Source organism: Thalassotalea litorea (genome assembly GCF_005843925.1).
GTDB classification, from domain to species: Bacteria; Pseudomonadota; Gammaproteobacteria; order Enterobacterales; family Alteromonadaceae; genus Thalassotalea_A; species Thalassotalea_A litorea_A.
Window position 1 is genome coordinate 69,244 of sequence record NZ_VCBC01000007.1, and the last position, 13,792, is coordinate 83,035.

9 protein-coding genes are annotated in these 13,792 nt (G+C 46.2%); 5 read left to right on the forward strand and 4 right to left on the reverse strand.

The window, feature by feature from the left end; all coding sequences use genetic code 11:
- Positions 1–29 precede the first annotated feature (29 nt).
- Together FE810_RS08300 and FE810_RS08305 are read right to left on the reverse strand one after the other, a co-directional pair.
- A complete protein-coding gene (locus tag FE810_RS08300; RefSeq protein ID WP_138319589.1) occupies positions 30–986 on the reverse strand; it encodes a DM13 domain-containing protein in 957 nt (318 codons plus the stop codon).
- Between the two features lie 260 nt (positions 987–1,246).
- Positions 1,247–3,538, reverse strand: a complete 2,292-nt coding sequence (locus tag FE810_RS08305) for an extracellular catalytic domain type 1 short-chain-length polyhydroxyalkanoate depolymerase (protein ID WP_138319590.1) — start codon at positions 3,536–3,538, stop codon at positions 1,247–1,249.
- Positions 3,539–4,086: 548 nt separating this feature from the next.
- On the opposite strand from FE810_RS08305, the gene FE810_RS08310 reads away from it, so the two are divergent.
- The 5 genes from FE810_RS08310 to FE810_RS08330 all read left to right on the forward strand — a co-directional run bounded on the left by FE810_RS08310 (position 4,087) and on the right by FE810_RS08330 (position 10,111).
- Positions 4,087–5,178, forward strand: coding sequence for an extracellular catalytic domain type 2 short-chain-length polyhydroxyalkanoate depolymerase (locus FE810_RS08310; protein WP_171022310.1), 1,092 nt, complete (start codon positions 4,087–4,089; stop codon positions 5,176–5,178).
- Positions 5,179–5,451: 273 nt separating this feature from the next.
- Positions 5,452–6,510 (forward strand): sialic acid TRAP transporter substrate-binding protein SiaP, encoded by a 1,059-nt coding sequence (locus FE810_RS08315; RefSeq protein ID WP_246036991.1) that lies wholly within the window; start codon positions 5,452–5,454, stop codon positions 6,508–6,510.
- Complete coding sequence (locus FE810_RS08320; protein ID WP_138319592.1) at positions 6,485–7,069, forward strand: TRAP transporter small permease; 585 nt, start codon at positions 6,485–6,487, stop codon at positions 7,067–7,069. Before FE810_RS08315 ends, FE810_RS08320 begins: the two co-directional genes overlap by 26 nt.
- A gap of 41 nt (positions 7,070–7,110) precedes the next feature.
- Positions 7,111–8,391, forward strand: a complete 1,281-nt coding sequence (locus FE810_RS08325; RefSeq protein ID WP_138319593.1) for a TRAP transporter large permease — start codon at positions 7,111–7,113, stop codon at positions 8,389–8,391.
- 190 nt (positions 8,392–8,581) lie between these two features.
- On the forward strand, positions 8,582–10,111 hold the full coding sequence (locus FE810_RS08330) for a tryptophan halogenase family protein (RefSeq protein ID WP_138319594.1): 1,530 nt from the start codon (positions 8,582–8,584) through the stop codon (positions 10,109–10,111).
- Positions 10,112–10,331: 220 nt separating this feature from the next.
- On the opposite strand, the gene FE810_RS08335 is transcribed toward FE810_RS08330, so the two are convergent.
- Together FE810_RS08335 and FE810_RS08340 are read right to left on the reverse strand one after the other, a co-directional pair.
- Positions 10,332–11,039 carry a hypothetical protein gene (locus FE810_RS08335; protein ID WP_138319595.1) on the reverse strand — a complete coding sequence of 236 codons (708 nt, stop codon included), beginning with the start codon at positions 11,037–11,039 and terminating at the stop codon, positions 10,332–10,334.
- Positions 11,040–11,239: 200 nt separating this feature from the next.
- Entirely contained in the window at positions 11,240–13,783 is a 2,544-nt protein-coding gene (locus FE810_RS08340; RefSeq protein WP_138319596.1) for a choice-of-anchor D domain-containing protein, read from the reverse strand.
- Between the last annotated feature and the right edge of the window lie 9 nt (positions 13,784–13,792).

Consider the following 13,792-nt stretch of genomic DNA (forward strand, 5'->3'; position numbering starts at 1 on the left):
CCTGCTTTTAATCTCGCGATGAGGTTGGGTTACTCGGTAAAGACAAGATGGCCAAAATCGGCAGCAAAATCCACACACCAGACACTCAACGTATTGAAGTCATCGAGGGTGCGATTGCGAGGTAATTTCAAGGTTATGCTGGCATTGTTATAAACCTTGCCATTAAGCTGTTCTCCAATGGCAAAAGCGTCTACAGACGTGTAATCATGATCTGTACCGGCATAGAAAAACACATCGGGGCCTTCACCATCATAATTAAAGAACTCTACTTGAATCGTGCAATTATCAACAATAGTTGCCCTTCCGGAAACATCATGGAAGAAGGTTTCAAAGTCGCCGCTGTATCCAACTTTAGGGTGATCATCACCACAATTGCTCATCGCGGTTAAATCCAGTTCATCGAGGGTCGTCTGAAAATGCAACAATGCCTGCTCCGCGGAAATTAAATCCAGATAAACCCCCTGATTAGCCATCAACAGATCCGCCACCTGACTATCAAAATCCGCTTCATCAAAGGTTAAATTCAGGGTGTTCGCATAATTGATCGCACCATCGCCGAACTTAATACCATTTTGCGGGTCACCATCAACATCCAAAGACTGTAATAACCTCAACATATTCACCACTCGAACATCTTCCATGTCGGTTGTGGCAAATAATTCCATCGGGGTAACGATATCCCGGCCGGCGACACTCCCTAATTCAAGACTACCCACGTTAAAAGTCACCGACTCTGAGGCTTGATACATAAATTCGCCGTCCGCATCCGTAACGCCGGTGCTTGAATCGGTACGATAAGTTAAGCCTTCCACTGCCGCATCAATAAATTGCCCGGCATAGACAACCGGATCTGGCGTAGATGTCGTTGGAGGGGTTGGTGTAGCAGGTTCGTTGGTAGCATTATCATTAGAACCACCGGAGCCGCCGCAACCCGTAAGTATGGTTAATGGCAAGGCGAGTACAAAAACAAAAATGGCTTTATTCATGGTTATTATTCCGGGCTTTTGTGCTGGTTTAAGTGCCTGTTTAACTACTTGCTTAACTAGTTGTTAAATAGGTATTTGTTTTCCAATATCTATTAAACCCGAAAACTCTCCATTTTATTTCATCAAATGCAATTTAAATGTCCTAAAAGGCAAATTTAGGTGTGAATAATATAAAAAGCCCAATACCATTTCTGGTACCGGGCTTAGGTCAAACAGATAAAACTTAAAGTACGTAAAAATTAAAACGAATGACTATTGCATTAGTTTGCCGGGCAGCTGCCTAGCTCATAATAGCCATCGCTCGTTTGCGCCAATGTCGTGGTAATAAAGATATTCCACAAACCAAGGTTGTCATTGGAACCCACCGCATACGCGATACCTAAGTTATTGGTGGCTCGACCCGCCGACACATGACTGTAATTGCTCGCCGTATATTCAACACAAGCAAAATCACCATTGGGCGTTGCATCACAAACATCACCGGTGCCATCGGCATCAGCATCTGCCTGATCCGCATTCGCAATTAACGGGCAATTATCCAAAGCATCTTCAATACCATCGGAATCCGCATCTGCAATAGTGCCATCTGGTGTTGCATCGCATACATTGCCAATGCCGTCATTATCGTTATCCGCCTGATCCGCATTGGCGGTGTTCGGACAGTTGTCAATTGAGTCATTGACACCATCGTTATCGGCATCCAGGATATTGCCATCCGGTGTAGAGTCACAGACATTACCGATACCATCATTGTCATTATCCGCTTGATTGGCATTTGCCGCGTTTGGACAATTATCTAAACTGTCAGCGACACCATCGCCATCACTATCTAACGGCGTCGTGGGCACAGAGCAAGCCTGATTCGGGCCTTTACAGCTTGGCTCGCCATCTGCAACCCAGTTACATTGGCTGGTACCTGCCGGATATTCACGCATAGTAAAGTCACTGGTGCCGAACGCTAAATAACATGCTGAATAACCAGAGCCCCAGGTAATATGACCTTCGTTAATGTGATAATTGTAATCACCCGTTTGCCCGGCATCGATGGTAAAACTTGCGCTCTCGGATGATGACATTGCGGTAGTATCGGTTGCCGTCACGGTAACCGAATTATTGCCCCCTGGAAGATTACACTGTTCGACCGTAAAGGCGTTATTGCTCACTGTTGCCGAATTTGAGCCATTAGCAAAAGCCGCAGTTACCGATTGCAGGTTCTGATTGGCATCCACCACGGTACCAGTAACCGTCGCACACTGACCAACAACCGCAACGCTAATACCGCTTATGACCGGTGCTTCTGCCGCAGGCTCTGGCCCGACACGAACCGTAAACGAGGCAATATCACCCATTTTACTTTCGTTATCCGTTGCCTGAGCTTCCACTAAGTACAGGCCATCATTTAACGTCGCTGAGCTCGCCGAATAATAACCATCGGATGGTGCCGCGCTGGTATTGATGGTTTCCATTAACACCGGAGCCCCGGAATCCAGGGCATAAACGCGAATCGCCACATTGCCGACACTTCCCTCGGCATCCACGGCATAACCGGATACCAGCAAGCTGCCCGTATTATCTATCGCGGCGTGATTGGAAATCACTGGGCCGGCGTTACGATCAACCCTGAGGTTGTTATCTGCGAAAAACTGCCCCAGATAGGTGGCAAAGTTAATGCTGTTGCCCGCCACATACTGCCCGGAAGCGCCAGCACCGCCCGACCAGGAGTGATCCAAACCATCAAACCAAATCATCGCCACACGATTATTGCTCCAAAGGGTTTCGGATGCAGTACGCGTTGCATCATCGGCAAGGGTATTGGTGCCCGATAATTGCGTCACTCCATAAACGGCCGCATATCCATTGGCGTTTTGTTGGTTGTAACAGGTATCTACGGTGGTATCTGCGGTACCATGACCAACCACGGCAATTTGATCGTCCAGGTGGTTTGAATAAGAACCCGCGTAAGATTCACAACGAGACTTAAAGGTTGAGCTGGTCACCACTTCACAGGTATTTAATGCACCATTTGAGCTGGTTCCCAACGTAGGTCCAGCACTGGGTGCAACGCCGGCAAAAATATCCGGGGCGACGCAAGCGGCTTGTTGTGCAAAAGCACCGCCTGAAGAAAGACCGGTTAGATAAACCTGATCCGGGTCGATATCGCGAGTAACATCGCCACTCATGGCATTCGCCAGGTTAATCAGATTTTTATAATCACCGGAGGTACGATTAATCGCACCTTGCCAATAAGACCAGCAGCTGTAGCCGGCTTTATTCATTGCATCCGGTACGGCGATAACCATACCATGCTGCTCTGCGGCATCTTCCAGATTTGCCGTCAAATAGTTGCTAATCGGTTGTACACATCCATGTAGAACAATCATTAAGGACTTTCCGTCGCCAATCGCAGATGTCGAATCCGGGGTGTAAATATTGACGCTGCTAAAACCGCCAATATTGACGTTTTGCTGCCAGCTCCCCGCTATCGATTTCGCTGCGAACAACAGGCTGGTGCTTGCCATGAGCAAGGCACCTAACGTTATTGTTTTTTTCATTGTGTTTACCTTGTTGTCGTTCTAAGTGTTTGAATCATTTAGTTTCATGACTTAACAGGGCACAGGGTTTATCGTCATCGGTTGCACCCTTTAAGTGCATTCATTATGAGCACTAAGGTTGACTATTATCCAGCCAGTGATATTTGAGTTTTTATTCTACGAAGGGTAGGGATACAAAAACATAACGCATTGTTTATAAAGGGATGTAATAAAATTTCCCGATAAAAAAGGTTCACTCGTATGAACTCAATACAGTACTAAAGTACTAGGCAAACACCATTTAAATTGCACACATTGCCAGTAAACTCAAAACCATAAACCTGCTTTTTAATGACCCAGATTTAATGATATTGATTTAATGATATTGAATTAATGATATTGATTTGATGAAGCAGGATTTAAAGAAGCCGGTTGGACGGTGCTCATTGGATGTCGATACTTTTTTCAGTAGGTTAGTGTTAGCGTGGTTAAATGCATCACAAAGCACGAAATATTGAAACAATTCAAACAACAACTATAAAACCAGGACGAAAGCTAGGATGAAAGCCATGAACAGAACGATGAAAATTAAATTAATGGCGATTGCCGTTGCCCTGACCACGGCAGCATGCACAGAAAGTGAAAAACCTTTAAAGGACAACCCAACCGAATCATCACCAGCTGCAAACCTGAATGATAATGTGGATGGGAAGAACATGCCGAGCCGGAATTTGAATCTGAATTTGCAGCAAACCACAGTTTCCGGGTTATCTTCCGGCGCCTATATGGCGCATCAATTACACATCGCCTACTCCGATAAAATTAAGGGTGCAGCATTACTTGCCGGTGGCCCATATGGTTGTGCTAAAGGCGACCTCAATACCGCGTTAAGTGCTTGTATGACCGTTAAAAAACCCATGGATGTTGCGCCGTTAATCGAACTTGCGAAACAGGCGGAGGAGCAGGGCAGTATTGCATCGCTTAACAATATCAAAAATCACCCCGTCTGGATTTTCCATGGCAGCGCCGACAACCGTGTTAACGACAACGTGACACAGGCCAGTGTTGATTTCTATACTCAGCTCGGAGCCGCGCCAGCCGCTGAATTTAATATCAAGGTTGGTCATGGCTTCCCAACTGAAAATAGTGGCGTACAATGCGACACCACCGCCGAGCCTTTTATCAATCAATGTGACTACGATGCAGCCGGCAAACTATTAACGCATTTATATGGCAAGCTTAATAACAAAGTTCAGACGATGTCTGAGACCGAATCGAACAGCGGAAAAGTGATTGAAATTCACCAGGCAGATTTCGTCAGTGAAGGTCAGGACAATACGCTTGCCGACACTGGTTATGCTTTCGTTCCTGACAGCTGTGCGAGCGGTAAAGAATGCCGAGTACACATTGCATTACATGGCTGTAAACAAAATGCCGAAGCAATCGATCAGGCCTATATCACCGATAGTGGGCTAAACCCTTGGGCCGCCACCAACAATATCGTCGTTTTGTATCCACAAACTAAATCCAGCTATGCGCCATTAAACCCTAATGCTTGTTGGGATTGGTGGGGTTATACGGGACCGGAATATCAATCCCGTGATGGTGCGCAGATGCAACAAGTGATCAATATGGTTGAAGGGCTTACTGAGGCGCTGTAAACACCTGAGATAAGAGGGGCTGCTCGAATTCATGCAAAGCTACTTGCCTAGTATTTAACACCGCCTCTTGTATAGTATCTAACACAGCCTCTCGCACAGGTACTTACACAGGTACTTGCACAGGTACTTGCACAGGTATCTGCACAGCCGCCTGCACGGCTAGGCCTGCGCTATCGCGTCTGTTTTTTGTTCCTTTTTTCGGCCTTAGCGTTGCTTTTTCAAGCAACTAATGTTTAATTGTTAACATTAAACAACAATAACAACGTTCTATTCATGTCTTTTGTTTCGTACTTTTTTGTTAATAAGTCACGCCCTGTAGTAACAGAAAACAAGGTTAACACGAGCCGAGCGCTGTGGGCATTGTCTGTACTGCTGATTAGCGCCTATGCAATGGTTTCTGGCAATGCCAGTGCCGAACACCCAGAGGTGAAAAGATTAACCTGGGGCCATGTATACGAAACATCCGAACCCCTGCACAAGTGGGCGCTCTGGGCAGCTGACCAAATTCATAAGCAAACAGACGGTCGTTATAACATTGATGTTTTCCCAACCTCAATCATGGGCAAAGAAGCCGAGCTCAACCAAAGTTTAACCTTAGGTACTTTGGATATTATCTATACGGGCACCAGCTTTGCCGGGCAAACGTATCCGCCAATGTCACTCTCAGAACTGCCCTATATATTCCGTGATTATCAGCACTGGCAACGCTTTACCGAAAGCCCGTTGTTTAATGAAATGATTGCAGGCTATAAACAGGCCACCCATGGCAATCAGGTTATTGGTAATAATTATTATGGGCAGCGCCACTTAACCTCCAATAAACCGATAACCACGCCAGCACAAATGCAAAACCTTAAATTGCGTGTGCCTAATGCCAGCATCTACAAAATGTTTCCGTTGGCCGTCGGTGCAAACCCTAGCCCGATCGCCTTTTCCGAAGTTTATTTAGCGTTACAGCAAGGTGTGGTAGATGCGCAGGAAAATCCGCTACCGACCATTAAAGCGAAAAAATTCTATGAGGTTCAAGCATATATTAGTCTTACGGGGCATTTGCAAGGTTCCATCCTCACGGTCTTGAGCCACAGATTGTGGTCATCTCTGAGCGAACAGGACAAGCAGATTTTTGCCTCGGTATTGAAACAGGCTGCACAGGGCGTATCTGCAGACACGCGTCATGCGGAACTGGCGTTAATCGATTGGTTTGAAAAGCAGGGAACCAAGGTGTTAACGGTAGACAGGGCATTGTTTCGCGAGAAAACGCTTCCTCAACATGCAACGATTAAACATCAATTAGGTGCTGAATTTTATGACCGATTACAAAAAATCCAATAATTCAGCCGCAGAAAATGCGGATAGCTCGACCACGTTAAGCTTCCATCAAGACGATGAGCCTGTATTTGACTATGCCAACTATCGCTTTGAAGACTGGATTGCATTTGCCCTGTTTTGGCTATTAGCGATCACCGTATTTTCCCAGTTTATCAGTCGTTTTATTTTTGCCGCGCCTCTGGGTTGGACCGAAGAAGTGGCGCGTTATCAACTCATTTGTCTGGGTTTTATGGGGGCCTGTATCGGCATTCGCAAGAATAGCCATATTTTTGTTGCCCTGTTTCATCGATGGTTACCGACCAAAGTCTCCTTTCGCCTCTATCAGCTTATTGCAACCCTTAACGTTTTATTGATTGCTACGCTCGCCTACTTTGCTGCGCAAATCATACCGCAATTACACATTCACAAAATGGCGTCACTCGATGTACCTATCAGTGTGCTTTATGGGATTGTATTGGCAAGCCTGCTCATTATGTTAGGCAGAAGCATACAGCTTCTCCTGAATCTATTGAAACAGCCAAACCAACTCTTAGAGCAATCACCCTCATGCAACCAGGACTAACGTTCATTACAACCAATATCCGAAAATAGATAGGAAAACCTATGGTTATCGCAACGCTTTTTATCTCTCTTTTTGTCATGATCGTTCTCGGTTTTCCCGTTGCATTTGCATTAGCCGGTTCCGCCTTACTGGCCATCATTGTCTACGGGCAAGTACCAGAGCTAGTGGTACTGCATCGTATGGTTGGCGGCATCGATAGCTTTCCACTGCTTGCCATTCCGTTTTTTGTTCTGGCCGGCGCATTAATGAATTCCGCTGGCATAACCAGCCGCATTTTCGATTTTGCGAATGCCATGGTCGGTTGGTTGCGCGGTGGTTTAGGGCATGTCAACGTAAGTGCTTCGATCATGTTTGCCGGAATGTCCGGCGCTGCCGTTGCTGACGCCGGTGGTTTAGGTGCGATCGAAGTCAAAGCCATGCGCGAAAAAGGCTACGATGCGGGTTTTTCTGTGGGTGTCACTGCCGCATCTTCCACCATAGGGCCGATTATCCCTCCGAGTCTACCGATGATTATTTATGGGGTAATGGCCGGTGCATCCATCGGTCAGCTATTTGCTGCAGGCTTTATCCCGGGTTTATTAATGGCCATCGCACTGATGGCGATGGTGTGGTACTACGCTAAAAAGCGCAACTACCCCAAAGATGCCGGTTTTAGTATGACTCGCTTAACGACCACATTTCAGGCCGCGTTTTTATCACTAATGACACCGGTCATCATCATAATCGGCATCCTGTTCGGCATTTTCACCGCAACCGAGGCGGCTATTGCTGCCACTGCCTATGCGTTATTTTTAGGTACGGTTGTTTATCGTACCCTAACCTGGAAAAAGCTGGTTCAAGTCAGCATGGAAACCATAGAGACCACCAGCATTATTTTGATGATCATTGCCGGTGCCGCAATATTTTCCTGGGTATTGACCAGCCAACACGTAACCGCAGACTTCACCGCCTGGATGCTAACCGTCACTGATAGTAAAGTTGCCATCTTGTTGTTGATGACGCTCATTCTGTTTGTGGTCGGTTGCTTTATGGAAACCATCGCCGCCATCACCATATTAACGCCAGTGTTATTGCCGATCGCCATTAGCTTAGGCATAGATCCCGTGCACTTTGGCGTGATGATGGTATTGAACCTGATGATTGGCCTGTTAACGCCGCCCGTTGGTATGGTGCTCTATGTGCTCTCGCGCGTTTCTAATGTGCCTTTTGAAGACTGCGCCAGAGCCACCATTCCATTTTTAATACCATTAGTTATCGTATTGTTGTTGGTCACCTTTATCCCTGAATTATCCATGTGGCTGCCAACCTTGCTGTATCGCTAATCGCGTGCCAATGTTTAGGGTTCCCCAAAAAACTGCATATTATGAATATGGTGGGTGGGCTTTCTGAAGCGCTTTAATCTGGGTATAGTGTATTTGGGGTCAGATCTTGAATCTTGCCATTCCAATATTGCGATTCACGCTCTAACCCCATGCCATTTTTCATCGCCACAGACTAAAAACAAGAACAACAATGCAGACAAATTCCACAGCACAGAAAGAAAACGAACCATCAGCCTCACCCTTTAATGTCGTTATTTTAGGTGGGGGCTCCGCCGGTTGGATGACCGCAGCCGCACTTGCGAATACCCTGCCGAGCAATCATTTCAACATCTGTTTGGTGGAATCTGAGCAAATCGGTACTGTGTCTGTAGGCGAGGCAACCATACCCGGCATTCACGACTTCAATCGCTTTTTAGAGATTAATGAGCAGGAATTGATTAAGGCCACCAATGCCACATTCAAGTTAGGTATCGAGTTTGAAGGCTGGACTAAAGGTGGCAAGTACCTGCATCCATTTGGCCCATATGGCCTGAATAAAAATGGTGTTCCGTTTCATCAAATGTGGTTAAAAGCCAAACTCGCCGGTGAAGATGTCGCCGAGTTAGTGAAATACAATATGGAAGGGATGGCGGCGCAGCAGAACAAATTTAGCCCTAAGCTCAATATCCCTAACTTTCCCATCGATCACTTAAACTACGCGTTTCATCTCGACGCAGTTGCCTATGCCAAATATCTACGCCAATACGCCGAACAGCGTGGTGTTGAGCGCATTGAAGGAAAATTTGAGCAGGCGCGGTTAAACAGCGATGGCTTTATCCAGTCCTTAGTCCTTGATGATGGCCGGGAAATTTCCGGTGACTTTTTTATCGATTGTTCGGGTTTTAAAGCGCTGCTTATCGAGAAAACCTTACATGCCCGTTATGAAGACTGGCGACACTGGCTGCCTTGCGATAGCGCCGTTGCTATCCAGTCGAAAAGTCAGCGACAAATAAATTCTTATACCAAAGCCATCACCCATGAACATGGCTGGCGCTGGCAAATCCCACTGCAAAATAGAATGGGCAATGGCCTGGTTTATTCCAGCCGCTTTATGTCCAAGGAGCAGGCGGTTGAAAAACTGCAGTCATTGGTCAATGAAGAGCTTATTACCGAGCCAAATCACTTGCACTGGGTAAACGGCTGTCGTCCTGAGCCGTGGAGAAAGAACTGTCTGGCCATTGGCCTTTCGGCGGGCTTTATCGAACCACTGGAATCTACCGGCCTGCAATTGATTCAGTCGGCAATATTCCGTTTACTAAGCTTGTTCCCGGATAAAAACTTTAATCAATCGAACATTGATGCCTACAATCGCTTCGCTAATGACGAAATCAAATCAATCCGCGATTTCGTTATCCTGCATTACAAGCTTACCGATAACGATCAGAGCCCGTTCTGGGACTATTGCAGAAACATGGACGTGCCGGATTCATTGCAAAATAAAATGGCAATGTATCAGCAAAACGGCAACCTGTTCCGGGAGAACAATGAGCTGTTCAGTGAGTTAAACTGGTTATCGGTGTTAAATGGTCAGGGCATGTTGCCAAAAACCACACACCCGCTCACCACGCAATTTTCCACCAGGGAAATCATCTCTGAGTTACAGCAAATCGAAAATGCCTATTCCCGCATTGTCGACAGCTTGCCAAGCCATGATGAGTTTTTGGCGATGCTAGCGCAGTAACAGCAGTGGCCAGAATAACCGGGGTCAGATCTTGAATCGACACTGTCAATTTATCCGATTCATGCGCTGACCCCATCTTCCAAAGCAGCACATTGCATTCCTAGCACGCCTACGCTCCTAGTACTCGCATTCTCCTAAACGCCAGACTCTCAACCGTCATTTCCAGCCACGACTGGAAATCAAAGCCGAGCCCACAGCATGAGGCCTTCAATGTATTCGGTTAACTCTTCGCATCAATCTCATTGCTAATGACAACAAGAGAGTTGTTTATAGTCTCATGCAGCTCTTTCGAATCTTCTAAATCGTATTTTAAATTTGAAAGAATAATACTCATAGCAACATACAACTCTCTGGGATCTTGCTCTACTAACTCTGAATCAAATGTGATTCGGTTGCCTTCAAGGGGTTTAATGTATTTGGCCATCACTGGGAATGCATCACTGCGCAGCAAATTCCGGATGTTGGTAATTTGAGAAATTGAAACTTTCTTTTGCCAGACGTTACCTAAATTCTCCCGCAATTCTCGCGATTCGATCAGACGCATATAACCGGTATCTTTTAATTCTTCAAAGGTACCTAAATAAACCGAAAAGCTGCCTGTAATCGATGAGCTTTGCAGCGCTTCAAAAACCTTGTGATAATCTTCTTCGTTGCGAGTCTCTTTGGTTAAAATGCTTAGCCCGAAGGATATTTTTTCAAGCGACAATTCGATTCGTTGAATGCTTTCTTCCAGTCCCTCGCTACTTTTTCGAAAATCATTCTGCAGGCGATCAAGGTACTGTACTTCTAACGCTCGGTTTGCTCGATTGTTCTGCCATTCGTTAGCCTGCAAACTCAAATACACCCCCAGTATCAAGATACAAAACTCGATTAAAAACGAACCGAAATTTTTATTCAGCAAATAGTTTTTCAACCTGGTTAAAAACATTTCAAACTCTCCATGTAAAAGGTTTGCAGTAAAAATTGTGCAAAAGATAATCTAACCATATAGGTAAAATGACTTGAGAACCACCTTGGTATTCCTGCCCGGCTCCAAGCAAACGTCATTGCGATGGAGCTTAAGATAACAAGCAAAAAAGCCCCGCGGACTGAATGCCAACGGGGCTCTGCATTAGAAAGTTTTAGGTATTAATTACCGCAGATATTGCTAATTTTATGCAGCTCCGCTTCCGCACCACCAAACGCGTAGGCGTCACTATCACTCACATAATAATAAACTGCGCCATTCGGAAACATAACCACACCGATACCGCCGTAACCTGACATGTAGCTCACCCAGGAACCTACCGGACACAGCGGAGAAGAGCGTTGCCCCATATCATATGTCCAAACCCCATTCAGGTAATTAGATTCAGAACCATAGGTTTCTAAACCAAGATCGCCGCCTTTGACAAGCATGTCATCCATAATGCTCGGATCTAACACTTGCTGACCATTAATCACGCCGCGGTCATTAATAAACTGACCAAGCTTAATCATGTCATCCGCGTGCCAGGTTAAACCATGGCTCCAATACGGGTCGGCTACTGAGCCTTCCGTTCGCACTGTGGTGTATGTTACCGGACTAAGGTTTAATGGCTTGTACACTTCATCAACCAGCTTGTCGAACAAATCGCCGCTGCTGTAGTTATCCATGGCCACACCCGCTATGTAAGTGTCTGATGAATGATACGAGAAGTGGGTGTTTGGTAAGGATTTGCGAATATAACGTTCACAGGAATGGGCGATTTTTTCATCATGAGTAAAGGTTAAGAAAAACTCGTTAACCACGGCAGTACTGCCTTCATCTCCTTGATAAGACGCTAAGCGATAGTTACCCGTCGCCATATCCAGAGCATTTTCTACGGAAACATCGCTCCAGATAGAACTGGTACCATTAATGCCATCCTGACACTCGCTTACATTTGGCGAAACCATGATATTGCGGGCAGCGCTATTTTGCTCAACGAGTAACGCGAAAGCAAAGTTAGCGGTCGCCGTTTTCGCAGTAGAATACGAAGGCAAACTCATGACTTCACAGAATGGGTAGTCGCCATGGCGAGTGCTACAGGCGCCGGCATAATGCACACCGTTGTACAACACCCCATGGGTGGTAGGTGCAGACGATTGCTCGGAACCAATATTTGCCACGTTTACGTTACTCGCAGGGTAATCCGTTGCTAATTCCGCAATCGGTTTTACCGGTATACGATTGGCCACTTCCGCCTCATAATCCGTGATGATGGTCGCCGCACCGGAGACAGTTCCTTGTACATAATTGGCAGACACTAAACCGGTTAAGTCATATTGAAAATATAAGCAGGTCTCACCACCAATTTGCACGGCAGCATTGGTAATTGAACCGTCATCTTTAAAGGCGAAGGTGATCACCCCGTTGTGAGTACAGTTGGCCTGATTTTCCTGCAAGGCAAACGGGATAGCTACCCGGCTATAACCGGCGTCATTGGTTTCATTCCATACTCGGCCAGGTTCGAGAATATAGTTCCAGTCCTGAAAATCGGGCGAGCCAATATTACCACTGACAATTAAACCACGAGTTTTCGGAATAATATGCGAGCCAATTTGCACAAACTCAAAATCAAAAGCAGGTAGTGTTCCTGGGCTATTATAATTGCCCGCTTGCCCTCTTCCTGAGGTTTGTTCGTTAAAGTTTAATGCTGTGGCATTGCCACCATTAAGTACCAGACGGCCTTCAAAGGTATTGGTGGGTTCCTGGGCATTAGAATTATCCGCATCAATTTCCGCAACACCATGGCTGTAATGAGAAAAGTCCATCACACTTAAACTAGATCCGTTTAAGTCATTTATCGTCAAGGCAGTACGTGCGACGTTACCGCTGCCGGTGAACACATGCAAATCCCCTGTCGGCTCTGGTGGTTCCGGTGGCGTGCCTGTCCCGGTGCCGCTCAATGCAACCGTTTGGTTGCTGTCGTTATTGGCTATCGTCAACGTTGCAGAAGATGCTGTTTCCGCTGTTGGCGCAAATACCACATCAAATGAACAACTGCTGTCAGGTGCAACAGCACTGTTGCTGCAGTTATCGTTGGCCAGGCTAAATGGTGCGCTTGCACCGCTGATGCCACTAATAGCAGAGACATCTAAATTGGCATTACCGGTATTGCTAACGGTAATGGTATTCGTGGCACTATCGCCAACTAACACATCGCCAAAACTACCGCTTCCAGAAACACCCACACTTGGTGTTGGTACACCGGCGCCAACAATACTAATGCCATCGGCATAGCAATAATCGGCGGCAGAGCCGGTTTGCACGTAACGAATATAGGTGGTGCCACCATTGGTTGTCGTGGTTGCGGTAGTGAACGTACCATTATCCTGAACTTTATTTAAGGTAATTAACGAGCTACCCCAGTTAACCCCGTCTTCTGATACATACACATCACAAAAGTTGTTGGTTTCTAAACTGGTTGCCGCGAGTGCCACGGTAACATCGCCATCGGCGGCAAAACTGCGCTCGGCAGTGGCTCCACCTCTAAGGCGCATTGAGTAATTGCCTATGGTTTTCTGGGTATTAATGGCAACCGTGCCGGAGGTAGTCCACCCGGCAAAATCTCCATCTTCAAAGTCTTCAATAACATCTGCGACTGCACCTATCGAAACTGTTGATAATGCCATCGCCAAGGCGAGTGACCGTATGTTGAAACAATTCATTTTTGATCC